Here is a 24,604-nt window from a genome sequence, read left to right on the forward strand (position 1 = left end):
AGAGAAACCTGCTTCGACCCATGCTCCCTCACGGTCTCGTAACCAAAGGGAACCACGGTCTGAAGCAGGTTGAATTTAGCTTACAAGGGGACCCGAAGCGCAGCGTAGGGCCTAGGTTGGGGCAAGCCGTTTTTGCTTACTTTTTAGGGCGACTGCTAAAAAGTGAGTCGCGCGTAAGGCGCGAAACAAAACGCCCAGCACACACGCAAACGAAGAAATACACCTAACTCTTGATCACCAAACTCAACGCCTCCTCCGCCAACTCATCCAAACTCATCGGCCCTTCCGCCCGAAACCACGTGGTGCTCCAAGAAAGCGCCCCGGTCAGAAACCGCCGCTGCACAAAGGGATCCCCCTTGAAGTAGCCGGCGTCCTTGGCCTCCCCCAACACCTGCAACCAGATCTGCTCATACGTATCGCGCAAATCGAGGATATACGCCTGCCCCTCAGAAGACAGCGACCGCCACTCATACACCAACACCGCCATCGCCTCGCCAGTGCCGCCCATAATCGACTGCAACTCACAGCGAATCAGCGCCAACACCCGCTCACGCACCGTACCGGCATCCGCCAGCGCCGCGCGCATCAACGCCGTGTTGTAGCGAATGGTTTCCTCCATCACCGAACGAAGAATCTCATCCTTGCTCTTGAAGTGATGAAAAATGCTGCCCGACTGAATCCCCACCGCACTGGCCAGATCACGCACCGTAGTGCGGTCATACCCCTTGCTGCGAAACAGGTGCGCCGCCGTTTGCAGCAACTTGCCGCGCGCGCTCTCCGGGTCGGTGACCTGGCCGTCGACCACCAGATCGTGCATCACCTTCTGGGCTTGTTGCTCATCCACGCGTATTCCCCCTAGCCCGACGCCCGGCCTTAGAAGTGGCAAGTGCTTGTCGGCATTGGTGAAATTTAAGCGTGAAGATTCAACCAAGCAAGCGCTTGGCCATGCTTTAGTTGAGAAAGGTGAAATCGGGGCTTCCATAACCAAGCGCTTGCTTGGTATGGTCGGCACATCGATCGGCCAACGGACTTATTCCAATGACAAAAACCGTACGCATCGGCTGCGCCTCCGCCTTCTGGGGCGATACCTCCACCGCCGCCGCGCAATTGGTGAATGGCAGCGACCTGGATTACCTGGTGTTCGACTACCTGGCCGAAATCACCATGTCGATCATGGCCGGCGCGCGCATGAAAAACCCCGAGCAAGGCTATGCCGGCGACTTTATCGAGGTGCTTGCGCCGCTCCTGCACACCATCGCCAACAAAAAAATGCGCGTGATCAGCAATGCCGGCGGCGTCAATCCGCAAGCCTGTGCCGCAGCGCTGGCCGCCGCCTGCGAGAAAGCCGGCGTGTCGCTGAAAATCGCTGTGCTGCATGGCGACAACCTGCAAACCAAATTGCCCGAACTGAACAAAGCCGGCACCCGCGAAATGTTCAGCGGCAACCCGCTGCCGCCAATGTGCGTATCGGTCAACGCCTACCTCGGCGCGCCAGGCATTGTCGAAGCGCTGGCCCTGGGAGCCGATATCGTGATTACCGGCCGGGTGGTCGACAGCGCGGTGGTCAGCGCCGCCCTGGTGCATGAATTCGGCTGGAGCTGGCAGGACTACGACAAGCTCGCCCAAGCCGCCCTGGCCGGCCACATCATTGAATGCGGCGCGCAGTGCACCGGCGGCAATTTCACTGACTGGGAAAGCGTGCCGGACTACGAGCACATCGGTTTTCCGCTGATCGAAGTGGCGGCCGATGGCGGCTTTATCGTCAGCAAACCGGCCGGCACCGGCGGCCTGGTGACGCCCTTTACGGTCGGCGAGCAGATGCTCTACGAAATCGGCGACCCACGCGCTTACCTGCTGCCCGATGTGGTCTGCGACTTCACGCAGGTGCAGCTCAACGAAGTCGGCAGCGACCGTGTAGAAGTGCTCGGCGCCAAGGGCCTGCCGCCTACCAATCAATACAAGGTTTCCGCCACCTACCCCGACGGTTTCCGCTGCACCGCCAGTTGCCTGATTGCGGGCATCGATGCGGTGAAAAAAGCCCAGCGCGTCAGCCAGGCGATCATCAGCAAAACCGCCGAGATGTTCGCCGCCCGCGGCTGGCCCGGCTACGTCGAAACCAATATCGAACTGCTCGGTAGCGAGGCCACTTACGGCCCCCATGGCCAGCGCCAGGACAGCCGCGAAGTGGTAGTAAAACTGGCCGTGCGGCATGCGAAGAAAGAAGCGCTGGTGTTGTTCTCCCGCGAGATTGCCCAAGCGGCCACCGGCATGGCGCCGGGACTGACCGGCATTGTCGGCGGGCGCCCCACCGTGTACCCGGTGATTCGCCTGTTCTCGTTTCTGGTGGATAAAAACGCCTGCGAACTCTCCGTGGAACTCAACGGTGAACGTCATCCGGTCGCCCTACCCGCCGTCGACACTTTTGCCATCAGCAGCCTGCGCGAAGAACAGGAAGTGCCACCAGCAGACGGCCTCGCCGATGCCAGCGTACCGCTGGTGAAACTGGCGGTGGCGCGCTCCGGCGACAAAGGCAATCACAGCAATATCGGAGTGATGGCCCGCGAGTCCGAGTACCTGCCGTGGATTGCCGCCGCACTGAGCGTGGAAGCGGTAGCCGACTGGATGGGCCATGTGCTTGATCCGGTTCACGGGCAAATCAGCCGCTGGTACCTGCCGGGGTGCCAGGGCCTGAACTTCCTCTTGGAAAACGCCTTGGGCGGCGGCGGTGTCGCCAGTTTGCGCATCGACCCGCAAGGCAAAGCGTTTGCCCAGCAGTTGTTGGAATTCCCGGTGCCGGTGCCCAAGGCCTTGGCAGAAAAGTTGGTATGACGGATGCCCCCCCGTAGGAGCGGCTTCAGCCGCGATGCTTTTGATCTTAAAAGCATCGCGGCTAAAGCCCCTCCCACAAAAAAAAGAACAACAAGCGAGAGCCGCACATGAGCTACGACTCCATCTACAAACCCGGCCTGTTCAGCGGCCAAACCATTATGGTCACCGGCGGTGGCAGCGGTATCGGCCGTTGCACCGCCCATGAGCTGGCGGCCCTCGGCGCGCACGTGGTGCTGGTCGGGCGCAAGTGGGAAAAACTCGAAGCCACCACCGCCGAAATCATCAGCGATGGCGGCAGCGTCAGCTGGAAAGCGGCCGATATCCGCGAGGAAGAAGTGGTGAAAGCCATGGTCGCCGAGGTGCTGGCCGAGCACGGTCAAATCCATCACCTGGTCAACAACGCCGGCGGCCAATACCCGGCGCCGCTGGTGTCGATCAACCAGAAAGGTTTCGAAACCGTGGTGCGCACCAACCTGGTCGGCGGCTTTCTGGTGGCCCGCGAAGTGTTCAGCCAGTGCATGAGCAAACAGGGCGGCAGCATCGTCAATATGCTCGCCGACATGTGGGGCGGCATGCCGGGCATGGGCCACTCCGGCACCGCCCGCGCCGGCATGGAAAACTTCACAAAGACCGCCGCCGTCGAATGGGGCCATGCCGGGGTGCGGGTGAATGCCGTGGCGCCGGGCTGGATTGCTTCCAGCGGCATGGACACCTACCCCGACTCGATGAAAACCATGATCCGCTCGCTCAAGGACCATGTGCCCTTGCAACGCATCGGCACCGAATCGGAAGTGGCCTCGGCCATCGTCTTTTTGCTTACCCCCGGCGCCAATTTCATCAGCGGCAACACCATCCGTATCGACGGTGCAGCCAGCCAGGGCAGCCGCGCCTGGACCCTGGGCAAAGCCAAGAACGTGGAGTCGTACAACGGTTTCCACCGCGCCTATGTGCCGGACGTGCTCAAACCTGCGGACAACAAGGAGTAAGTCATGCCGGTGATTCAATCCGAACTGGACGTGCACAGCGCCGACTACGCCCGCAATCGCGAGGCCATGCTGGCCACCATCGCCGGCTTTCGTGAGGTGGAACAGAAGGTGTTGGACAAGGCAGCCGAGGCCAAAGCCAAGTTCGACAAACGCGGCCAGTTACTGCCTCGCGAACGCCTGAACCTGCTGCTCGACCCTGGCGCACCGTTCCTCGAACTGGCCTCGCTGGCCGGCTACAAATTGCATGACGACAAAGACGGCACCCAGGCCGGTGGCGGCATCATTTCCGGCATCGGCTATATCGCTGGCGTGCGCTGCCTGGTGAACGCCAGCAACAGCGCGATCAAGGGCGGCACCATTTCCCCCAGCGGCCTGAAAAAGACCCTGCGCCTGCAACAGATCGCCTTCGAAAACAAATTGCCGGTGGTGACGCTCGCCGAAAGCGGCGGCGCCAACCTTAACTACGCGGCGGATATTTTCGTCGAGGGCGCACGCGGCTTTGCCAACCAGGCGCGCATGTCGGCCATGGGCTTGCCGCAGGTTACCGTGGTGCATGGCTCCAGCACCGCTGGCGGCGCGTACCAGCCGGGGTTGTCGGATTACACCGTGGTGGTGCGTGGCAAAGCCAAGATGTTTCTCGCCGGCCCGCCGCTGCTTAAAGCTGCCACTGGCGAGGTGGCCACCGACGAAGAACTGGGCGGCGCGGAGATGCACGCACAAATCGCCGGCACCGCCGAATACCTGGCCGAAAATGACGCCGACGGCGTGCGCATTGCCCGTGAAATCGTCGGTATGTTGCCGTGGAATGAACAGCTGCCCCATCGCCCACGCAAAGCCGTGCGCGAGCCGCTGTACCCGGCCGAAGAGCTGCTGGGCCTGATCCCCAGCGACGCGAAAAAACCGTACGACGTGCGCGAAATCATCGCCCGCATTGCCGACGGCTCCGAGTACCTGGATTTCAAACCCGAGTTCGATAACCAGACCATTTGCGGCCAGTTGAAAATCGAAGGCCTGGCCTGCGGGTTTATCGGCAACAACGGCCCGATCACACCGAAAGGCGCAGCCAAGGCGGCGCAGTTCATTCAGCTGTGTGACCAGAGCAACACGCCGATTCTGTTCTTCCACAACACCACCGGCTTTATGGTCGGCACCGAGTCGGAACAGCACGGCGTGATCAAGCACGGCTCCAAGCTCATTCAGGCAGTAGCCAATGCCCGCGTTCCGAAGCTGACCATCGTGGTCGGCGGCTCGTACGGCGCCGGCAACTACGCCATGTGCGGCCGCGGCCTGGACCCACGCTTTATCTTCGCCTGGCCAAACAGCCGCACGGCGGTGATGGGCGGTGCCCAGGCCGGCAAGGTGCTGCGCATTGTCACCGAGGAAAAACACCTTAAGGAAGGCAAGGAAGCCGACCCGAAGATGCTCGACATGCTGGAAACCGTCACTGCACAAAAACTCGACAGCCAATCCACCGCGCTCTACGGCACCGCCAGCCTGTGGGACGACGGCCTGATCGACCCGCGTGACACGCGCAAATTGCTCGGTTTCCTGCTCGATATCTGCGCCGAAGCCGAGGTGCGGCCGTTGAAGGCCAATACCTATGGTGTGGCGCGATTCTGACAAAAACGCACAACCGTAGGTTGGGTTGAGCAACGCGAAGCCCAACAACTGGGCCCCAACACGCGGCGTCTGCTCAATGTTGGGCTTCGCTGCGCTCAACCCAACCTACGAATAGCCGAATTACCGAATTACCGAATTCCCGAGGAGAATAAAAAAATGATCATCACCCAGGAACACGAAGAACTTCGCCGCACGGTGCGCAACTTTGTCGACAAGGAAATCAACCCGCACGTCGATGAGTGGGAAAAGGCCGGGCGCTTCCCGATCCACGACATTTTCAAGAAGGCCGGCGAGCTCGGTCTGCTGGGTATTTCCAAGCCGGAAAAATTCGGCGGCATGGGTCTGGATTACAGCTACTCGATCGTCGCCGCTGAAGAGTTCGGCACCATCCGTTGCGGCGGCATTCCGATGTCCATCGGCGTGCAAACCGACATGTGCACCCCGGCCCTGGCGCGCTTTGGCTCCGATGAACTGCGCGACGAGTTTCTCCGTCCGGCCATCACTGGCGAGGCGGTCGGCTGCATCGGCGTGTCGGAAGTCGGTGCCGGCTCTGACGTCGCCGGGCTGAAAACCACCGCCCGCAAAGACGGCGACGACTACGTGATCAACGGCAGCAAGATGTGGATCACCAACTCGCCGTCGGCCGACTTTATGTGCCTGCTGGCCAACACCTCGGACGACAAGCCGCACATCAACAAATCGCTGATCGTGGTGCCGATGAACACCAAGGGCATCAGCGTCTCGCCGCACCTGGACAAGCTCGGCATGCGCAGCTCGGAAACCGCCCAGGTGTTCTTCGATGACGTGCGCGTGCCGCAGCGCAACCGCATCGGCCACGAAGGCGCCGGTTTCATGATGCAGATGCTGCAATTCCAGGAAGAACGCTTGTTTGGCGCGGCCAATATGATCAAGGGCCTGGAGTACTGCGTGGACGCCACCATCGAGTACTGCAAAGAACGCAAAACCTTCGGCCAGCCGCTGATCGACAACCAGGTCATCCACTTTCGCATGGGTGAACTGGCCACCGAAATCGAGTGCCTGCGCGCCCTGGTCTACCAGGCCACCGAGCAGTACATCAAAGGCCGCGACGTGACCAAGCTGGCCTCCATGGCCAAGCTCAAAGCCGGGCGCCTGGGCCGCGAAGTAACCGACAGCTGCCTGCAATACTGGGGCGGCATGGGTTACATGTGGGACAACCCGGTGGCCCGCGCCTACCGCGACGTGCGCCTGGTGTCGATTGGCGGCGGCGCCGACGAAATCATGCTGGGCATTATCGCCAAGCTGATGGGTACCCTGCCGGGCAAGAAGAAGGGCTAAGCCATGACCTTACCCACCGTCACCACCCTGCTGCTGGAGCACGCCGACGGCGTGCTCACCATCACCCTCAACCGCCCCGACGCGCGCAACGCCATGAGCCTGGCCATGGTCGAGGAACTGCGCGCCGTGCTGCGTACCAGCGCCGCCGACGCCAGCATCCGCGCCCTGGTATTGCGAGGTGCCGGCGGGCACTTCTGTGCCGGCGGCGACATCAAGGACATGGCCGGCGCCCGCGCCAGGGCGCAAACCGACGGTGAAGACGCCTACCGCCAACTCAACCGCGCCTTTGGTGCCTTGCTGGAAGAAGCGCAGAACGCCCCGCAGGTACTGATCGCTGTGCTTGAAGGCGCCGTGCTTGGCGGTGGTTTTGGCCTGGCCTGTGTGTCGGATATCGCCATCGCCCAGAGCAGCGCCAAGTTCGGCTTGCCGGAAACCAGCCTGGGGATCATTCCCGCGCAGATCGCGCCCTTTGTGGTAAAGCGCATCGGCCTGACCCAGACCCGCCGCCTGGCGCTGACGGCGGCGCGCTTTGACGGTGAAGAGGCGTTGCGGTTGGGCTTGGTGCATTTTTCTGAAGCCGAAGTTGAGCCGCGTTTGGCGCAGGTGTTGGAACAGGTTCGCCAATGCGCGCCGGGGGCCAATGCGGCGACCAAGGCGCTGTTGCTGGCTACCGAAAACGAACCGCTGAACACCTTGCTCGACCAGGCCGCCGGGCTGTTTGCTGCGGCCGTGGTGGGCGAAGAAGGCGTGGAAGGGACGATGGCATTTATGCAGAAGCGTAAGCCTGGGTGGGCGGTGTGACTGCTTTTACCCCTCACCCTAACCCTCTCCCACAAGGGGAGAGGGGACTGGACCGCGACTCGGTCTGCTCCCCTCGCCCGTTTGCGGGAGAGGGGCTGGGGGTGAGGGCATCCTGCAAACACAAGAATAAGAAAGGAGCCCACTGACCATGCCAGCCTTCAACAAGATTCTGATCGCCAACCGCGGTGAAATCGCCTGCCGCGTCATGCGCACCGCCCACGCCCTGGGCTACCGCACCGTGGCCGTCTACAGCGACGCCGACGCCGATGCCCGCCATGTGCAACTGGCCGACCAGGCGGTGAACATCGGCCCGGCGCAGGTCAACCAGTCCTACCTGTCGATTGACGCCATCATCGCCGCCGCACAGAAAACCGGTGCCGACGCGGTCCACCCCGGCTACGGTTTTCTCTCGGAAAACGCCGCCTTTGCTCAGGCCTGCGAAGCCGCCGGCATCGTCTTTATCGGCCCGACCGTGGAAGCCATTCACCTGATGGGCAGCAAACGCCTGTCGAAAATCGCCATGATCAAAGCCGGTGTGCCGTGCATTCCCGGCTACGAAGGCGCCGAGCAGGATGACCAGCTACTGGTCAGTGAAGCCGAGCGCATTGGCTACCCGTTGATGATCAAGGCCAGCGCCGGTGGCGGTGGTCGTGGCATGCGTCTGGTGCATGAGCCCAGCGAGCTGCTTGCGCAGATCCGCACCGCCCGCTCCGAGGCGCAGAACGCCTTTGGCTCTGGCGAACTGATTCTCGAGCGCGCGGTGCTGCAACCGCGGCACGTGGAAATTCAGGTGTTCGGCGACCAGCACGGACAGATCGTCTACCTGGGCGAACGCGACTGCTCGGTGCAGCGCCGCCACCAGAAAGTGGTCGAAGAAGCGCCCTGCCCAGTGATGACGCCGGCACTGCGCCAGGCCATGGGCGAAGCGGCGGTGAAAGCCGCAGCTTCGGTGAATTACGTCGGCGCCGGCACGGTGGAGTTTCTGCTCGACCAGAGCGGCGAGTTCTTCTTTCTGGAAATGAACACCCGCCTGCAAGTGGAGCACCCGGTGACCGAGCTGATCACCGGCCAGGACCTGGTGGCCTGGCAGCTGCAAGTCGCCGCAGGCCAGCCGCTGCCGTTGCGCCAGGAGCAGATCCAGCTGACGGGCCACGCCATGGAAGTGCGCCTGTACGCCGAAGACGCAGCCAATAACTTCCTGCCGCAAACCGGCGCCGTGCTGCGCTGGGAGCCGGCCGAGCTGGAGGGCATCCGCATCGACCATGGCCTGGTCGAAGGTCAGCGCATCACGCCGTTCTACGACCCCATGCTGGCCAAAGTCATCGCCTATGGCGCCACCCGCGACGAAGCGCGGCGCAAGCTGGTACGGGCGGTGGAAGACTGCGTACTGCTGGGGGTCAACGGCAACCAGCGCTTTCTCGCCAACCTGCTGGCTCACGACCAATTCGCCGCGGGTAACGCCACCACCGCGTTTATCGCCGAGCACTTCCAGGCTGACGAAAGCCTCAGCCCGCAAGCACCGAGTGCGGTTGAGCTGGCCAGCGCCGCCGCCCTGCTCTACCAGGCTGGCGCCGAGGCCCGCGCCCACCAGGTGGAACTGGCCGGTTGGCGTAACGCCGGTAATGCGCCCTGGCGCTTTGTGCTTAAGCATGGCGAGGACAAATACGCGGTAGAGCTGAGCGTGCAGCAATCCGGCCCACAACCGCGTTTGCTGGCCAGCGTTGGCGAACAGCAACTCGACCTGCAACTGCTCAACCACGATGGCCGCTGGGCCACCCTGAATATCGATGGCGTACGCCAGCGCCTTGCCTATCACCACGCTGGCCAGCAGCTGTGGCTGTACGGTCATAACGGCAACCTGGAACTGCACGACGTGACCCACGAGCCGGTCAGTGCCGCAGGGGCAGCAGCCTCGGGCGTGATCAAAGCGCCCATGGATGGAGCAATTGTCGATGTGCTGGTTGCCGAGGGCGAGCGCGTCAGCAAAGGGCAACTGCTGGTGGTGCTGGAGGCGATGAAAATGGAACACCCACTTAAGGCCGCCAGTGAGGGTGTGGTGCGGCGGGTGCAGGCCAATAAAGGCGATCAGGTGAAGGGTCGGCAGGTGTTGGTGGAGATAGAGGCCGACTCATAGACCGTGCTAACCGCGCCCTCTCCCCCGGCCCCTCTCCCGCAAGCGGGCGAGGGGTGACGACTGCATGCGCCTCCCTCGGTCGGTCCCCTCTCCCGCTTGCGGGAGAGGGCTAGGGAGAGGGGCCTTTGATGTCATCCCCAACAAACAATAAAAACCTTTGGAGATTCACCTTATGTCCCTGTCCGGCAAAACCCTGTTTATCTCCGGCGCCAGCCGTGGCATTGGCCGCGAGATCGCGCTGAAGGCCGCTGCTGAGGGCGCCAATATTGTCATCGCGGCAAAAAGCGCCGAGGCCCATGCCAAGCTCGAAGGCACCATCCATTCGGTGGCCGCCGAGGTCGAGGCCGTTGGCGGCAAAGCCCTGGCGCTGCAGCTGGATGTGCGCGACGAAGAGGCGGTAAAGGCCGCGATGGCCAAGGCCGCCGAGCACTTCGGCGGCATCGATGCGCTGGTCAACAATGCCGGGGCGATCAAGCTGGTGGGCGTCGAGCACTTGCAACCCAAGCGCTTCGACCTGATGTTCCAGATCAACACCCGCGCGGTGATGGTTTGCAGCCAGGCGGCGCTGCCCTACCTGAAGCAGAGCAAGGGCCACATTCTCAATCTGTCACCGCCACTGAACATGGACAGCAAATGGTTCGCCCAGCACGGCCCCTACACCGTGACCAAGTACGGCATGAGCATGCTCACCGTGGGCATGAGCGAGGAGTTCGCCAAGTACGGCATCAGCGTCAATTCGTTATGGCCTAAAACCATGATCGCCACCGCCGCCATCGAATTCGAGCTGGGCAGCCGTGAGGCGTTCAAGCGTGCGCGGGTGCCGGCGATCATGGCCGATGCTGCCCATGCGATTCTCAGCAGCAGCGGCCGGGCGATCACCGGCCGCCTGCTGATTGATGAAGAGATTCTGCGTGAACAGGGCCAGGTCGAGTTCGAGCACTACCGTTTCGACCCGGCTGGCGGCACCCTGATTCAGGACTTGTTCGTCGACTGATCGCCCGCCCCGGCGCCCTCGCCTGTTGCCGGGCGTTGCGCCGGGGCGGCGTACCAGTTCTCCTCGGCCACCACCTTGGCGTCGAGCGGGTCGCCCAGGTAATGCGGCGACATGATCTGCACGCCGTATTCGTTGAACACATCCTGTATATGCGCATGCAGCGCCGACATCAGCAGTGCCCGCGGGCGCGGCAAGGTAAAGATCGCCTGGGCCACCAGACGGTATTCGGGGTAGAAATCCGACAGCGAGGTCTGGAACACCAGCGGCGCCGGTTCGCTGACGATACCGTCGGTGCGCCGCGCGGCTTCGATCAGCATCGCCTCGACCTGACGCCACGGCGTGTCGTAGCCAATGGTCACCACCGTGTCGACGATATAACCAGTGCCCTGCACGGCGCGGGAGTAGTTCTTGGTCACCGTGCCGGTGATCATCGAATTGGGCAGGGTCAGCACTTCACCCAGGCCCGTACGAATGCGGGTGGTGAACATGCCCATCTCGGTGACCGTGCCTTCATGCTCGCCAATGCGCACGTACTCGCCGTTACGCAGGGTGCGGGTGTAAGTCAGGATCAGCCCGGAGGCCGCCTGCCCCACCAGGCTCGACGCGCCTAGGGAAACCATCAGACCGATCAGCACCGACAGCCCCTTGAACGCTTCGGTGCCGGCACCCGGCAAGTAGGGGTAAGCCATGGCCAGGGCAAACAGCCAGATGCCCAGCGAGGTCAGGCGTGAGGTCGGTTGCAGGGTCTCTTCGTTCAGCCAGTCGACACTATGGCTTTGGTAGGCCAGACGCTTGAGCAGGCGTTGGGCAAAGGCGCTGATACCGCGGGCGATAAAAAAGATCAGCACGGCGATCAGCAAGCCCGGCACTGCACGCACGATGCCTTGCAAGACGTACTCGAGCACATCGAACAGATAACTGTTGAGGCGCTCGCCCCAGGGCCGGGTATAGGGGAAACGCGACAGCACAAAGCTCAGCCACTCATACGCCAGCAACAGCACCAAGGTCCAGCGCAGGAGGTCGAGCAGGCGGTTGACCAGGGTGTAGAGAAAACGCAAATCAAGAATCTGCGCACCGCCCACTTTCAGATCGCGGGCCTTTTGCTGCATCAGCATCGGCAGCGCCTGGTAGAGCTTGCGGCGCAGCCAGTGGATGGACCAGAGCAAGGCCACAAACAGCAGGGTCGCCGCCAGGCTGTAGCCGACGGCGCTGAGCATGGCGCTCAAGGTACGCCCTTCGTGGGTCTCTTCCACCACCTGGCGCAGGCGTTCGGCGGCGAGCTTGGCGGTCTGCTCGGTGCTTTGCTGCTCCAGCGGATCGACGTCTTTGGGGGTGACGATAAAGCTGCGGCGGCCGTTGAGCAGGACGATGAAACTCTTCTGGATCGGCTGCAAGGTGACCTGCAACTCGCCGCCGTCGCGCATGATTTCGCTGATTGCCGCGTCGGCCCGCTCAACCCGCACCGCTGGCACCTCGCCCATCAAGACGGCGCGAAAGACCATGATGGTGCGGTTGGCAATTTGCAGTTCCGCTGGCGAGTCGCTCAGGCTCAGGGTTTGCGGGTTGTCCTCGACGCTCTGCTCGGCCAGCGCAGAGAATGCCATTGCCAACGCCAGGCCCCCGCCCAGCATCCGCTGTAAAAACCTACCCATACCTGCTCCTTGAATGGCCATTCTGGTTGCGCATACGTTCCGCCAACCTGCTCTGATATATAGACCGGCCATAGGCTTTTGCCGCTTTATTTCGCGGCTATTTGCCCATCTGCCCGCCACTGCCCGCAGCAGGGTCATAGTCCCAGCGGGATGGGCGAACTAGAGTTAGGGCTCGTTCCCGATAACAGCATAACGACGCGAACATGAGCCAAGCCGATCTGATCACCCCTGCCCGCTTCATCGCCCACCTGCCGCCGATCGTTGCTCGCGTGCCGCGCATGTTGCGCGGCCTGTATTACGCCGGCATCCGTAACCGCGAGAAGAACCTGTCACTGGCCTGGGCCCTGGAACGCGCTGCCGAGCGCTACCCCGAGCGCCCGGCCGTGCTCGAAGAAAACCGCCAGCTCAGCTACGCGCAGTTCAATGCCTGGGCCAACCGCCTGGCCCGCGCCCTGCAGAAACAGGGCGTGGTGCATGGCAGCGTGGTGGCGGTGATGCTGGAGAACCGCATCGAGGTGCTCTTGCTCCTCGCCTCCCTGGCAAAGCTCGGCGCGGTGGGCGCGCTGGTCAACACCACCCAGCGTGGCCAGGTGTTGGTGCACAGCCTGAATCTGGTCAAACCCAGCCATTTCGTTATCGGTGAAGAGTTACGCGAACCCTTCGAAACAGTGCGCGAGCAGGTGTTTGGCAGCGATCAACACTGCTACTGGCTCGGCGATGGCGACAGCTTGAACGTGCCCAGCACCGCCCCCGAGGGTTGGCAAAACCTCATGGACCTGGCCTGGAGCGAGCCCCACGACAACCTCGCCGACAGCGCCAAGGTGCGCCTCAAAGACCCCTGTTTCCTGATCTACACCTCGGGCACCACCGGCCTGCCCAAGGCCTCGATCATGAGCCACGGCAAATGGATCAAGGCCTATGGGGGCTTCGGCCACTCGGGCCTCGGCCTCACCGACCAGGACGTGCTCTACCTGACGCTGCCCTGCTACCACAACAATGCCGTGACCGTGTGCTGGAGCGCGGCCCTGGCCGGCGGTGCGGCCATTGCCCTGCGCCGGCGTTTCTCCGCCAGCGCCTTCTGGAAAGACGTGCAGCACTACCAGGCCACCTGCTTTGGCTACATCGGCGAACTGTGCCGCTACCTGCTGAACCAGCCCACCAGCCCGGAAGAGCTGAACAACAGCCTCACCTGCATGATCGGCAACGGCCTGCGCCCGTCAATCTGGGGCGAGTTCAAGCAGCGCTTCGGCATTGCGCGGATCACCGAGTTCTATGCCTCGAGCGAGGGCAATATCGGCTTTACCAACGTGTTCAATTTCGACAATACCGTGGGTTATTCGCCGGCCACCTACGCCATCGTTCGCTACGACCTGGAGAACGACCGGCCGCTGCGCACCAAGAAGAATTTCCTGCAGAAAGCCGACAAGGGCGAGCCAGGTTTGCTGATCACCGAGATCAGCGCCAAATGGCCGTTCGATGGCTACACCGACCCGGCCAAAAGCGAAGCGGTGATCCTGCGCAACGTGTTCAAAAAGGGCGACGCCTGGTTCAACACCGGCGACCTGATGCGCGACATCGGCTTCAAGCACACCCAGTTCGTCGACCGCCTGGGCGACACCTTCCGCTGGAAAGGCGAAAACGTCTCCACCACCGAAGTGGAAAACGCCTTGGGCGCGTTTGCCGGTATTGAGGATGCGGTGGTGTATGGCGTGGAGATTCCCGGCACCAACGGCCGCTGCGGCATGGCCGCCCTGCGCCTGACCCCGGGCCTGCAGCTGGCCTGCGCCGAACTGGCGCTGCACCTGGACCGCGAACTGCCGGCCTATGCCGCGCCCCAGTTCGTGCGCCTGCTGCGCGAGGTGGAAACCACCGGCACCTTCAAATACAAAAAGAACGACTTGAAGACCGCCGCCTACAACCCGCTGCTGGTGAGCGACCCGCTGTATGTGCGGTTACCGGGGAGTAGGCAGTTCGAGGTGTTGGATTGGGCAGTGTATGAGGCGATTCAGAACGGGGTGCATCGGTTTTAGGCGGGTTTTTTCGTTTCCAGGGATCGCGGCTGAAGCCGCTCCTACGGTATGCACAATCTGTAGGAGCGGCTTCAGCCGCGATCCCTGCAAACGCTAATGGCGGAATTTGAACTGCAGCTCCGCGCCATCCACGGTATCCAACAAGCCGGCGTCTTTATCCTGATCACGGAGGTGGTCACTGGTGATCACCCGCCCGCCCATCTCGAATGAGCTCTGTTCGCCCGTCTTGTCGCCGAACAATTGCGGCAGCAAGGCCGGTGGCGGCTCAGTGGTGCTCGGGGTTGGCTCACTGGCACCAAAAGCGGCCACTTCCGGCTCCAACTTTTTCACCGCGTCCTTGGGCAGGTGCAGGTTCAGTGTGGGTTTTTCCACTTTGGCTTGCTTGACCGCGTCGCTGGCTTTTTTCTGTGCTTCGGTCTGTGGCTTGGCCACTTGCAGGCGCTGGATCTTGTCCGGCGGCTGCGGAGTGCGCACTGGGCTAGCTGTCACCTCGGCAGGTTTTTGCGCGGTGCTGGCCTGTTTCTTTTCGGGCGCTTCAGGCAGCGGCTCGAGCTTGCTCTTAACCAGGGGTTCAAACGGCTTGGGCGTGTTCGCCGACGCCGGCTTGGCGCTCGGTTTGGCGGCTGGCGTTTGCGCAGCAACGGGTTCAGCGGCTTGCGTCACCGCCGGCGGCTGGGGCGTCGGCGGCGTTTTTGGCGGGGTTGGGTCTTTGTCGCAGGCGCCTAATAACAGCATCGCGAGCAACAGCCCGAGGGGGCGAATTAACATCATGGCAGTAGTCGAACTCGGCAGAGAGCATCATGCTCGCGCGCTCAGCCATCCCTGGCAAGCGCGCATTCCGGGCAGCAACTGGCTACTGCCCCTCTACTGCTGACCACGTTGCAGGCGTAAACGTTGCAACTCCTGGCTCAGGTCGCGCTGCGGATAAAGTTGTTGCAGGGTGTGCAATTGCTGCTGAGCCAGATCGGCCTGCCCGGTTTGTTGCAGGTCCAGAATCTGCTTCAGGTTGCGTTGCAGGTGCGCCTCTTCACTCTCCTTGTCGGCCTTGGCCTTACTCGCCATCAGTGGCGCTTCTGGCACGGCGGCATCGGCAAAGGGTGCAGCAGCGGGTGCTGAAACGGCTTCGTCCTGGTTGATGTTTTCGTTCAACTGGCCGCTGATGATCACCGGTGCGGCCTGCTTACGCAGTTCCGGGCGGGGGCGCTCCAGCTCGGCGCGGGCGGCTTTTTTCTCCGTCTGCGGCTCGGCGGCGTACGAGGCATCCGGGTCTACCGCCTCGGCTTGCGGCGCCATGGCCGGAGCCGGCGCGGGGATGGAAAAGGACAGCGGCGCCGCATCGAACTGCTCGGGGCTGCGCTCTATGGTGCGGGTTGCCAAGCCAACGCCAATGCCCAGGGTAGCGATGCTGGCAAAAGCCATGGACCAGCGCGCCCGTTGGCTGCCACCGAACAGCCAGCCGTGCAGACGGCTTAATACCGGCGTCTTCGCCGGCTGCTGCTGCTGCTGCGCAAAGACCTCGGCCTGTGCCTGGGCAGCAGCCAGAATGCGCGCGTCCAATGCCGGCGGAGGCAGCTGTTCGCTGTGGCGGCGGTAGTGCTCAAGCATCTGTTGCTCAAGCTCGGCGCTTTCGCGCGGGTCGTTCGTCATAGGGATACCTCGTCGGCGGTGGCCGGGTCCGTCAGCAACCGTCGTAACTTGCTCAATGCGTAACGCAGGCGGCTTTTAACCGTTTCCGCCGGGGTGCTCGTCAGCGCGGCAATTTCATGCAACTCCAGGTCGCCGTGGGCGCGCAGCAGGAACACTTCGCGTTGCTCAGCCGGCAGATCATCCAGTGCCGCCTGCAGGCGCTGTTGATCACGGGTCAGGCTGAGCTGCTGCTCCGGGTTGGGCTGGGTGTCTGCCTCACCGTGCTGCAGCTCGTCGTACTCGTCCTGCAGGTTCTGGCGCTTGCCATGCTTGCGCCAATGGTCGATCAGGCGGTTGCGGGCAATCTGGTACAGCCAGGTGGTGAACTGCACCGCTTCGCGTTGCTGCGACTCGCTGCGGATCAGGCTCATCCAGGTTTCCTGGAAGATTTCTTCGGCCAATGCCGCGTCGTTGCACAGGCCACAGAGAAAACGGAACAGGCCCAGGCGGTGGCGTTCGTATAACAGCGCGAACGCCTGGCTGTCGCCTTGCCGGTAGCGACGCAGCAGCTCGGCGTCGCTCACAGCGGTTAACGGAGAAGGAGCGGCTGTCACGCTAGTCGACCTTGGCCATGGTGCTGGAAGAGGGAGTGGCGGCAGTGTGCAGGCTCTGCGCCAGTTCTACCAGTTGCACGAACTCGGCACGCAGCCCGAAGCGGTCTTCACCCTTGGCGCCACGGGCCAGTTCGGCGCTGGCGGCAAGGTCGAAGCCCTGGGTGTATTGCCCGCCCTTGAGCTGTTGGGCGAAGGCAGCCACGGCGGCGGCAAAACGCAGGTCGGCGCTGGCGTCGGCAATCGCCGGCACCTTGGCGTCGGCCGCAATCGGCACCTCCAGCAGACGGCTCTGCTGTTGCGGCGCTTTGTAGCGAATGCGCAGCAAGGCCATTTCGCTGGAGGCGGCGCGCTTCTCGGTCGCCTGGTAGCGCAACGGTTCCAGCCAGCCCTTGTTGCCGGCCGGGACGATTTCGTACAGCGCGGTCACCGTGTGGCCCGCGCCGATTTCGCCGGCATCGACTTTGTCGTTGCTGAAGTCTTCACGTTTCAGTGCACGATTTTCGTAGCCCAGCAGGCGGTATTCGCTGACCTGTGCGGGGTTGAATTCCACCTGAATTTTGACGTCCTTGGCCACCGTCACCAAGGTCGAGCTGAGCTGCTGCACCAGCACCTTGCGCGCCTCACGCAGGTTGTCGATATAGGCGTAATTACCGTTACCGGCGTCGGCCAGTTGTTCCATCAATTGTTCGTTGTAGTTATCGGTGCCAAAGCCCAGGGTGGTCAGCGACACGCCTGTCTGGCGTTTGTCTTCGGCAAGCTTTTTCAGGCTGTCGAAATCGCTGATGCCGACGTTGAAGTCACCATCGGTGGCCAGCAGGATGCGGTTGATGCCCTTGGCGACAAAACCTTGCTGCGCCTGCTGGTAGGCCAACTGGATGCCCGACTCCCCTGCTGTCGAACCGCCGGCCTGCAGTTGCTCGATGGCCGCGCGGATCTTGGCCTTTTCACTGCCCGCAGTCGGCGCCAACACCACCCGCGATTCGCCGGCATAGACCACCAGCGACACCTTGTCCTCGGCGCGCAGTTGGTCCACCAGCAGCTTCAGGGTGCTTTGCACCAGCGGCAAACCATCGGGGCGATCCATGGAGCCGGAGACGTCGACCAGAAACACCAGGTTGGCCGGCGGCATGGCCTGGCTTTGCAGCTCGGACGCCTTGATGGCGACTTTCAACAGGCGACTGTTGGGGTTCCACGGGGTAACCGCTAGTTCGGTGCTGACGCCAAACGGCGTGTCACCGGAGTTTTGCGGGTAGCCGTAGGGAAAGTAGTTCACCAGCTCTTCCAGGCGCACCGCCTCTTCCGGCGGCAGCTGACCGCGATTGAGAAAGCGCCGCACATTGGCGTAGCTACCGGTGTCGACGTCGATGCTGAAGGTGGAGACCGGGTCTTGCGCCACGGCGTGGATCGGGTTGTCGGCGAGCTTCTGGTACTGCTCACGGTATACGTCTTGGTAGCCCGGTGCCTGGATGTCGGCCATGGGGGCGACGGCCATACGCGGGGCGGGCATTACGGCGCCCATAACGGCAACGCTTTTTTTCAACTCGGCGGGCGCAGCCTGCTCGGCCAGCATGTCGCGGGAATAGGTGAGCGGCTCAGGGGCAGCCGGGGTTTTCGCGGCAACGGCGTCCGACTCCTTGACCGAGCAGGCGCTGAGTGCCAGGGCCAGACCAGCGGCGAAACCGTAGAACAGGGGCAAGCGGGATAGAGCGACATAGTGAGCCATCGGGGCGTCTCCTGGGGGGCCATTCGCTCAGGTAGACGGAGGGGGTATGGGGTTCGGGTTAAGGGGGGGTGAAAAAATTTTTGAAGCGGTGAACGGTGCCGAGATTCTGGGCCCCAGCCTGCGCTGGGGCGACGGTGGATGCGGCAAAAACCTCCGTCATCCCAGCGCAGGCTGGGATCCAGAATTTCAAGTCGAACGCGGTTACAGCAGGTTCGGGGTTTCCTGGCAAAGCTGATTGGCCAGCATCCCAAGCGTCATGATCGCCCGCTCCGACTCCCGGTTCCACGGGATCCCGCAGTTCAGCCGCACGCAGTGGTTGAACTGCTCGGTGTTACTGAAGATCAGCCCCGGCGCGATGCTGATGCCTTGCTGCAAGGCCCGCACGTGCAGGTCTTTGGTGTTGACCCGGCGCGGCAGGCTGACCCACAGAATGAAGCCGCCCTTGGGCCGGGTGATCTGCGTGCCTTCGGGAAAGTACTGCTGCACCGCCAGCTGAAAGGCGCTGAGGTTCTTGCGGTATTCGTGGCGGATGTAGCGCAGGTGGCGGTCGTAACCGCCGTTTTCCAGGTACGCGGCAACCCCCATCTGGGTGACGCTGCAGGCCGAGTGGGTGGTGAAGGTTTGCAGGCGCTGGATGTCGTCCTGGTACTTGCTGGCGATGATCCAGCCGACACGCACGCCCGGCGACAGGGTTTTCGAGAAGCTCGAGCAGTACAGTACGCGCCCTTCGCGGTCGTGGGATTTCAGCGCTTTGGTTGGCCCTTGTTCGAACAGCAACTCGCCATAGATATCGTCTTCGACGATGTGGAAATCGAACTCTCGCGCCTGGCGCAGCAGCTGTTTCTGCCGCTCTTCGGGAATGGTCCCTCCCAGCGGATTGCTCAGCCGCGCGGTCAGCACCAGGGCCTTGATCGGCCACTGGTTGGCCGCCAACTGCAGGGCTTCCAGGCTGATGCCGGTGCCGGGGTCGCTGGGGATCTCGATCACTTTCAGGCCGAGCAGATCAGCCAGTTGCAGCAGGCCGTAATAGGTCGGCGACTCGGTGGCGATCAGGTCGCCCGGCTTGGTCAGCACCCGCAGCGACATCTGCAGGGCGTCCACACAGCCGTGGGTGATCACCACTTCGGCCGGGTCGACCACTACACCAGCGTCACGCATGCGGATCGCCACCTGGCGGCGCAGCGGCTCGAAACCTGGGCTGAACATGTAGCTGAAGGCACGCGGGCTCTGGAAACGGGTGACCTTGGCCAATTGCTGATGCAGGGCGCGCACCGGCAGATAGTCGACATGCGGCACCGCCGCGCCGAATGGGAACACGCCCTCGCGCCGCGCCTCGGTGAGCACTTGATGGATGATGCTGCTGCGGGTGACCAGGCCTGGGCGTTCGACCCGGGCAATGTCAGGTGTGGCGGCAGTCAGCGCTGGGGTCTGGTGAACGTAGAAACCCGATTGCGGGCGTGCGCGGATCAGGCCCTGGTCTTCGAGATTGGCATAGGCCTGCAACACCGTGGCGTGGCTGACGTTCAGCTGTGAGCTCATCTTGCGCACCGACGGCACTCGCTCGCCCGGCTGGTAGACGCCACGGCGAATGTCTTCAGCCAATTGCTGGGCGATGCGTTGATAGAGCAACAGACTGGTCATGGCAGCTTTTCCTGGGTTACCTGAGCGCGAACACCGATACAGTAGCGAAACAGTCTAGAACTGAACCGGCACAGTTGCTGTTTTTGTTTTCCATACAGAACAAATCCGGATCTTTCAGGCACAAAAAAACCCGGTGCTGTTGGGCGACCAGGGCTTTTTTGAAGCAGATGCCGTTTACCGATCAGCGCCCAACTTGCCCTGGTCATCGGAGAACACGATCTCCACCCGGCGGTTCTGCGCACGGCCGCGGGACGAGGCGTTTTCGGTCACCGGGAAATCCGCACCGTAGCCCACCACTTGGATGCGTTTTTCCTCAATGCCAAGGTCGATCATCATGTCGGCCACCGCCTGCGCCCGCTCTTTCGACAGGTTGAGGTTTTCCTCGTTGCTGCCACGGTTATCGGTGTAGCCCTCAACGCGCACTACGCGCCGCGGGTTGAGCTGGAGGAACTGCACCAGCTTGAGCAAGGTGCGGTTGGCGGAGGGTTTCAATTCGCTGTCGGCGGGGTCGAACAGCACGTCGCCGAGGGTCAGCACCAGACCACGATTGGTCTCGGTGGCGGCCAGGTTGATCTGTTCTTCCAGCCATTTGCCTTGCTGCTGCACGCTGACCAGCTTGGCCTCACGCAGGTTCAGTTGCAGGCGCTCGATTTCCAGCTGCAGCTTGGCTTCGCGCTCCTGGTTGATGCTCAGCTTGGCGTGCTCGCTGGCAATCGCGCTGTAGCGCTCGCTCAGGTAGGCGTAATGCTCGACATCGGCGTCGCTGCCCCAGTAGGTGGACAGGCGATCGGCACGCGACAGCGAATCACCGGCACGAATCACATCGCGCGGCGCGTAACGCAGGGCATCGGTGTCTTCTTTGACTTTCTGGAAGCTCTCGCGGGCGGCCTCCAGACGCTGCTCGGCATCGGGCTCAGTGGCACAGCCAGCCAGCAGTGCCACGGCCAACAGGGCCACGCTCAGGCGCAAAGTAGTCTGGCTCACTGCATGGCCCCCAGTTGCTTGTGGAGACGCTTGATGCGGGCATTGAGATCAGCCAGCTGCTTCTCGCTCTTGAAGGTCAGCACGCGCCCTTCGGCCAGGCGTGCATCCAGTTCCGCCTGCTCGGCGAACATGCGCGCACGTTTGTAGTCTTGCTCATTCATGTTCTTTTGCGCCCGGGCCAGCTTCTGCTCGGCCAGCACCATCTCCGGGATCTGCTCATCGGCACCGACGGCCTTGGCTTGCGAGACGGCCTGTTCAGTCAGGCGCATCTGCTCGTTTGGCGCGGGGTCTTTGGTACAACCGACCAGCGCCACAAGGACCAGGCCGGTTGCCAGTATGCGGGTATGAATCACGAAAAATTCCTACGGTTTCGAGGGAGTAGCCGGTTGCAGTTGTTGCTCTTTCCACAGCTTGAGATTGCGCTGCAGCAAGGCTTCCGGCACGCCAGAGGCGGCCAATTCTGTCATCTTTTTCGCCAGTTGTCCGCGCAGCCACGGCTCGTTGCAAGCCGAGTTGAACGACAAGGTCAGGTACAGACCTTCACTGGAAATCGGTGGTTCCAGGGCTTCGAGGTCGGCGGCCATCCCCAGGGTTTCAGCCAGCGCCAAGCCTGGGTAACGCTCGTAGAGGACGTAGTCAGTGCGTTCCAGCAGTAATTTCTGGTAGGCCTGGGTGAGACTCGGCACGGTCTCCAGGCTGAGGTTGTCTTTGGCGTAATGGTCGAAAGCCTGGCCGAAACTGTTGTTCACCAAGGTGCCGCCGGTGTGCAGGCGCAGGTCGTCCCATTGGCTGTAGGGGAAACCTTTGCCGCGCTTGACCCAGACCACGCTGGCGGTCTCCAGGAAGGCGGGATGGATATAGTCCATGGTTTCCAGACGCGGCAAGGTCAGGAAGGCGCCGGCAATCAAGTCGACCCGGCCGGTGCGCACTTCTTCCTGAGCACGGGACCACGGGCCGGTGTAGATCACGTCAATGTTCAGGCCCAGCTCAGTGCCCAGTTGCTTGAGCAGGTCGGCATTGGCGCCGATCAACTGTTTCGGGTTGGCCGGGTCGCGCCATAAATAAGGGGGGTATTCGGGATTGCCGGTGGCCACCAGCCGCTCACACTTTCCAGCGGCAGCGCTCAAGCCGGGTAGCCCGGCGAGCAACAACAGCGCGATCAAGTGGCGTATCTGCATCTGCGGGTTTCCCGAACAGAACGATGGTTTGGAGTGAAAGCCAGAGGATGCCGACAACACATGGCGTCATGCTAGCTTAGACGAATTGAAATAATTATTGGCGATAAGGACGGTCCATGAAAAAACTACTGGTTGGCTTTGCGATCTGTGTGGCAGCAATTGCCGCCCTGCTGTACTTCTCCCCCGCTGCTTTGATGGCCACCGCACAATTTGCCGAACGCCAGGTGGCTGGCCTGAGCAATGAGCAAGTGATGGTCGGCGACCTGAGCATTCACTATTACCAGGGCGGCCCGGCTGACGCTGAAACCATCCTGATGATTCACGGCTTCGGCGCCAACAAGGACAACTGGGTACGCTTCGCCAAGTTCTTCACCAAGCGCTACCAGGTGATTGCCCTCGACCTCCCCGGCTTCGGTGACAGCAGCAAACCCGATGCCAGCTATGACGTCGGCACCCAGGCCGAGCGCGTTGCGGCATTCGTGAAAACCCTGGGACTGAGCAAGGTGCATGTGGTCGGCAACTCGATGGGTGGCCATATTGCCGCGCTGTATGCAGCGCGCCATCCGGAGCAGGTGCAGTCGTTGGCACTGTTTGATAACGCTGGCGTGACTTCACCGAAAAAAAGCGAACTCTACGAAATGCTCGAACGCGGCGCCCCCAACCCGCTGGTAGCCCGTGATGCGGAGAGTTTTGCCAAGCTGGTGAGCTTTGTTTTCGTCCAGCCGCCGAGCGTGCCAGCCAACGTGCGGCGCTACATGGCGGAGCAAGCGAGCGCCAGAAGTGCGCAGAATGACAAGGTATTCAGCCACCTGAGAGAGCGCTACATCCCCCTGGAACCGGAGCTGCCGAAAATCCAGGCAGCCACCCTGCTGCTCTGGGGCGACAAGGACCGGGTGCTGGATGTGTCGAGCATTGAGGTGATGAAACCGCTGCTGAAAAAGCCCACCGTGGTGATCATGAAAGACTGCGGCCATGTGCCGATGATCGAACGGCCTGAAGAAACGGCTGAACATTACCAGGCGTTTCTGGACAGTGTGAAAGGCTGAGGCCTTAACCGCCGGGCATAAAAAAACCCGCTCACTGAGCGGGTTTTTCTTGGGCGGGAAGCGCTGGTTAAACCAGTTTTTCCAGCTCAGGTACAGCTTCGAACAAGTCCGCAACCAGACCGTAATCGGCAACCTGGAAGATTGGCGCTTCTTCGTCTTTGTTGATGGCGACGATGACTTTGGAGTCCTTCATACCCGCCAAGTGCTGGATGGCACCGGAGATACCGACCGCGATGTACAGCTGCGGTGCGACGATCTTGCCGGTCTGGCCAACCTGCATGTCGTTCGGTACGAAACCGGCGTCGACAGCGGCACGGGATGCACCCACAGCGGCGCCGAGTTTGTCGGCCAGCGAGTACAGATGTTTGAAGTTGTCGCCGTTCTGCATGCCACGACCGCCGGAAACGACGATTTTGGCAGCGGTCAGCTCAGGACGGTCGGACTTGGCCAGCTCTTCGCCAACGAAGGACGACTTGCCAGCATCAGCCGGGCCGCTCACAGCTTCAACAGCAGCGGAACCGCCTTCAGCTGCAACCGGGTCGAAACCGGTGGAACGCACGGTGATCACTTTCACGGCAGCCGAGGACTGCACGGTAGCGATGGCGTTACCGGCATAGATCGGACGTTTGAAGGTGTCGGCGCTTTCTACCGAGATGATCTCGGAGATCTGATCAACGTCTAGTGCTGCGGCAACGCGCGGCAGGATGTTTTTGCCGTTGGAAGTAGCGCTAGCCAGGATATGGCTGTAGCTCTTGCCCAGGTCGGCGATCAGCGGCGCAACGTTTTCTGGCAGTTGGTGAGCGTAGGCAGCGTTGTCGGCTACCAGCACTTTGGCCACGCCAGCGATTTTCGCAGCGGCTTCAGCAGCGGCGCCGGCGTTGGAGCCAGCAACCAGTACGTGAATGTCACCACCGATTTTTGCGGCAGCAGCCACAGTGTTCAGGGTGGCAGCAGCCAGAGCGGAATTGGTGTGTTCAGCGATAACCAGGATAGTCATTTAGATTACCTTCGCCTCGTTCTTCAGTTTCTCGACCAGTTCAGCAACCGACTTGACCTTGATACCTGCGCTGCGAGCAGCCGGCGCTTCGACTTTCAAGGTTTTCACGGTGGACGAGGTGGAGACGCCCAAAGCATCCGGAGTAACAACTTCCAGCGGCTTCTTCTTGGCTTTCATGATGTTCGGCAGCGACGCGTAGCGCGGTTCGTTCAGGCGCAGGTCGGTGGTCACGATGGCCGGCAGGTTCAACGCAACGGTCTGCAGACCGCCGTCGATTTCGCGGGTTACGTTGACCTTGTCGCCAGCTACTTCAACCTTGGAGGCGAAGGTGCCTTGTGCGTAACCGCTGAGGGCGGCGAGCATCTGGCCAGTCTGGTTGTTGTCGCTGTCGATGGCTTGTTTGCCGAGGATGACCAGCGAAGGCTGCTCTTT

The 24,604-nt window shown here is 62.0% G+C and carries 20 protein-coding genes and 1 pseudogene; 9 read left to right on the top strand and 12 right to left on the bottom strand.

The window, feature by feature from the left end; all coding sequences use genetic code 11:
- Positions 1-223 precede the first annotated feature (223 nt).
- The gene (locus tag C8K61_RS26445; protein ID WP_108100028.1) at positions 224-844 is read right to left on the bottom strand and encodes a TetR/AcrR family transcriptional regulator; all 621 of its coding nucleotides are present in this window, start codon (positions 842-844) and stop codon (positions 224-226) included.
- Between the two features lie 194 nt (positions 845-1,038).
- On the opposite strand from C8K61_RS26445, the gene C8K61_RS26450 reads away from it, so the two are divergent.
- The 7 genes from C8K61_RS26450 (at position 1,039) to C8K61_RS26480 (ending at position 10,681) form a co-directional block, all read left to right on the top strand.
- Positions 1,039-2,829, top strand: a complete 1,791-nt coding sequence (locus C8K61_RS26450; protein ID WP_108100030.1) for an acyclic terpene utilization AtuA family protein — start codon at positions 1,039-1,041, stop codon at positions 2,827-2,829.
- A 107-nt stretch (positions 2,830-2,936) separates the two neighbouring features.
- Entirely contained in the window at positions 2,937-3,815 is an 879-nt protein-coding gene (locus C8K61_RS26455; protein WP_108100032.1) for an SDR family oxidoreductase, read from the top strand.
- 3 nt (positions 3,816-3,818) lie between these two features.
- A complete protein-coding gene (gene atuC, locus C8K61_RS26460; protein WP_108100034.1) occupies positions 3,819-5,435 on the top strand; it encodes a geranyl-CoA carboxylase subunit beta in 1,617 nt (538 codons plus the stop codon).
- A 156-nt stretch (positions 5,436-5,591) separates the two neighbouring features.
- A complete protein-coding gene (gene atuD / locus C8K61_RS26465) occupies positions 5,592-6,752 on the top strand; it encodes a citronellyl-CoA dehydrogenase (RefSeq protein WP_108100036.1) in 1,161 nt (386 codons plus the stop codon).
- A gap of 3 nt (positions 6,753-6,755) precedes the next feature.
- The gene (locus C8K61_RS26470) at positions 6,756-7,553 is read left to right on the top strand and encodes an enoyl-CoA hydratase/isomerase family protein (RefSeq protein ID WP_108100038.1); all 798 of its coding nucleotides are present in this window, start codon (positions 6,756-6,758) and stop codon (positions 7,551-7,553) included.
- Positions 7,554-7,701: 148 nt separating this feature from the next.
- Positions 7,702-9,687: an acetyl/propionyl/methylcrotonyl-CoA carboxylase subunit alpha gene (locus tag C8K61_RS26475; protein WP_108100040.1), complete on the top strand. Its 1,986-nt coding sequence runs from the start codon at positions 7,702-7,704 to the stop codon at positions 9,685-9,687.
- Positions 9,688-9,859: 172 nt separating this feature from the next.
- Positions 9,860-10,681: an NAD(P)-dependent oxidoreductase gene (locus C8K61_RS26480; RefSeq protein WP_108100042.1), complete on the top strand. Its 822-nt coding sequence runs from the start codon at positions 9,860-9,862 to the stop codon at positions 10,679-10,681.
- Here C8K61_RS26480 and C8K61_RS26485 read toward each other — a convergent pair.
- Positions 10,660-12,285 (bottom strand): mechanosensitive ion channel family protein, encoded by a 1,626-nt coding sequence (locus C8K61_RS26485; RefSeq protein WP_371920034.1) that lies wholly within the window; start codon positions 12,283-12,285, stop codon positions 10,660-10,662. The two genes, C8K61_RS26480 and C8K61_RS26485, sit on opposite strands and share 22 nt — an antisense overlap.
- A gap of 251 nt (positions 12,286-12,536) precedes the next feature.
- Here C8K61_RS26485 and C8K61_RS26490 point away from each other — a divergent pair, with 251 nt between their 5' ends.
- Positions 12,537-14,363: a long-chain-acyl-CoA synthetase gene (locus C8K61_RS26490; RefSeq protein ID WP_108100046.1), complete on the top strand. Its 1,827-nt coding sequence runs from the start codon at positions 12,537-12,539 to the stop codon at positions 14,361-14,363.
- A gap of 93 nt (positions 14,364-14,456) precedes the next feature.
- On the opposite strand, the gene C8K61_RS26495 is transcribed toward C8K61_RS26490, so the two are convergent.
- The 8 genes from C8K61_RS26495 to C8K61_RS26530 form a co-directional block, all read right to left on the bottom strand.
- Positions 14,457-15,134, bottom strand: a complete 678-nt coding sequence (locus C8K61_RS26495; protein WP_108100048.1) for a hypothetical protein — start codon at positions 15,132-15,134, stop codon at positions 14,457-14,459.
- A gap of 93 nt (positions 15,135-15,227) precedes the next feature.
- A complete protein-coding gene (locus tag C8K61_RS26500) occupies positions 15,228-16,010 on the bottom strand; it encodes a hypothetical protein (protein ID WP_108100050.1) in 783 nt (260 codons plus the stop codon).
- Positions 16,007-16,573, bottom strand: coding sequence for an RNA polymerase sigma factor (locus C8K61_RS26505; protein WP_305889196.1), 567 nt, complete (start codon positions 16,571-16,573; stop codon positions 16,007-16,009). Before C8K61_RS26505 ends, C8K61_RS26500 begins: the two co-directional genes overlap by 4 nt.
- Before the next feature lie 31 nt (positions 16,574-16,604).
- Complete coding sequence (locus C8K61_RS26510) at positions 16,605-18,326, bottom strand: VWA domain-containing protein (protein WP_108100054.1); 1,722 nt, start codon at positions 18,324-18,326, stop codon at positions 16,605-16,607.
- Positions 18,327-18,527: 201 nt separating this feature from the next.
- The gene (locus C8K61_RS26515) at positions 18,528-19,967 is read right to left on the bottom strand and encodes a PLP-dependent aminotransferase family protein (RefSeq protein WP_108100056.1); all 1,440 of its coding nucleotides are present in this window, start codon (positions 19,965-19,967) and stop codon (positions 18,528-18,530) included.
- Positions 19,968-20,141: 174 nt separating this feature from the next.
- Positions 20,142-20,951 (bottom strand): OmpA family protein, encoded by an 810-nt coding sequence (locus C8K61_RS26520; protein ID WP_108100058.1) that lies wholly within the window; start codon positions 20,949-20,951, stop codon positions 20,142-20,144.
- On the bottom strand, positions 20,948-21,301 hold the full coding sequence (locus tag C8K61_RS26525; RefSeq protein ID WP_371920035.1) for a DUF4398 domain-containing protein: 354 nt from the start codon (positions 21,299-21,301) through the stop codon (positions 20,948-20,950). Before C8K61_RS26525 ends, C8K61_RS26520 begins: the two co-directional genes overlap by 4 nt.
- Before the next feature lie 12 nt (positions 21,302-21,313).
- Positions 21,314-22,129: an ABC transporter substrate-binding protein gene (locus tag C8K61_RS26530; RefSeq protein ID WP_108100062.1), complete on the bottom strand. Its 816-nt coding sequence runs from the start codon at positions 22,127-22,129 to the stop codon at positions 21,314-21,316.
- 116 nt (positions 22,130-22,245) lie between these two features.
- Here C8K61_RS26530 and C8K61_RS26535 point away from each other — a divergent pair, with 116 nt between their 5' ends.
- Complete coding sequence (locus C8K61_RS26535) at positions 22,246-23,175, top strand: alpha/beta fold hydrolase (protein WP_108100064.1); 930 nt, start codon at positions 22,246-22,248, stop codon at positions 23,173-23,175.
- 67 nt (positions 23,176-23,242) lie between these two features.
- Here the strand turns inward: C8K61_RS26535 and C8K61_RS26540 are convergent, their stop codons facing one another.
- Together C8K61_RS26540 and C8K61_RS26545 are read right to left on the bottom strand one after the other, a co-directional pair.
- Positions 23,243-24,172, bottom strand: coding sequence for an electron transfer flavoprotein subunit alpha/FixB family protein (locus C8K61_RS26540; RefSeq protein ID WP_108100066.1), 930 nt, complete (start codon positions 24,170-24,172; stop codon positions 23,243-23,245).
- Positions 24,173-24,604, bottom strand: a pseudogene (locus tag C8K61_RS26545) (electron transfer flavoprotein subunit beta/FixA family protein); the annotation flags it as partial. It abuts the gene before it with no gap.

Origin of the sequence: Pseudomonas sp. GV071 (assembly GCF_003050835.1) — a bacterium.
Classification (GTDB): Bacteria; Pseudomonadota; Gammaproteobacteria; order Pseudomonadales; family Pseudomonadaceae; genus Aquipseudomonas.

Excerpts from the sequence above, each read along its gene's own strand:
- C8K61_RS26490 (WP_108100046.1), top strand. The coding sequence starts at position 12,537 with ATGAGCCAAGCCGATCTGATCACCCCTGCCCGCTTCATCGCCCACCTG.
- C8K61_RS26485 (WP_371920034.1), bottom strand. The coding sequence starts at position 12,285 with ATGGCATTCTCTGCGCTGGCCGAGCAGAGCGTCGAGGACAACCCGCAA.
- C8K61_RS26535 (WP_108100064.1), top strand. The coding sequence starts at position 22,246 with ATGAAAAAACTACTGGTTGGCTTTGCGATCTGTGTGGCAGCAATTGCC.
- C8K61_RS26500 (WP_108100050.1), bottom strand. The coding sequence starts at position 16,010 with ATGACGAACGACCCGCGCGAAAGCGCCGAGCTTGAGCAACAGATGCTT.
- C8K61_RS26510 (WP_108100054.1), bottom strand. The coding sequence starts at position 18,326 with ATGGCTCACTATGTCGCTCTATCCCGCTTGCCCCTGTTCTACGGTTTC.
- atuD (WP_108100036.1), top strand. The coding sequence starts at position 5,592 with ATGATCATCACCCAGGAACACGAAGAACTTCGCCGCACGGTGCGCAAC.
- C8K61_RS26470 (WP_108100038.1), top strand. The coding sequence starts at position 6,756 with ATGACCTTACCCACCGTCACCACCCTGCTGCTGGAGCACGCCGACGGC.
- C8K61_RS26475 (WP_108100040.1), top strand. The coding sequence starts at position 7,702 with ATGCCAGCCTTCAACAAGATTCTGATCGCCAACCGCGGTGAAATCGCC.
- C8K61_RS26455 (WP_108100032.1), top strand. The coding sequence starts at position 2,937 with ATGAGCTACGACTCCATCTACAAACCCGGCCTGTTCAGCGGCCAAACC.
- C8K61_RS26530 (WP_108100062.1), bottom strand. The coding sequence starts at position 22,129 with ATGCAGATACGCCACTTGATCGCGCTGTTGTTGCTCGCCGGGCTACCC.
- atuC (WP_108100034.1), top strand. The coding sequence starts at position 3,819 with ATGCCGGTGATTCAATCCGAACTGGACGTGCACAGCGCCGACTACGCC.
- C8K61_RS26540 (WP_108100066.1), bottom strand. The coding sequence starts at position 24,172 with ATGACTATCCTGGTTATCGCTGAACACACCAATTCCGCTCTGGCTGCT.
- C8K61_RS26450 (WP_108100030.1), top strand. The coding sequence starts at position 1,039 with ATGACAAAAACCGTACGCATCGGCTGCGCCTCCGCCTTCTGGGGCGAT.
- C8K61_RS26515 (WP_108100056.1), bottom strand. The coding sequence starts at position 19,967 with ATGACCAGTCTGTTGCTCTATCAACGCATCGCCCAGCAATTGGCTGAA.
- C8K61_RS26480 (WP_108100042.1), top strand. The coding sequence starts at position 9,860 with ATGTCCCTGTCCGGCAAAACCCTGTTTATCTCCGGCGCCAGCCGTGGC.
- C8K61_RS26495 (WP_108100048.1), bottom strand. The coding sequence starts at position 15,134 with ATGATGTTAATTCGCCCCCTCGGGCTGTTGCTCGCGATGCTGTTATTA.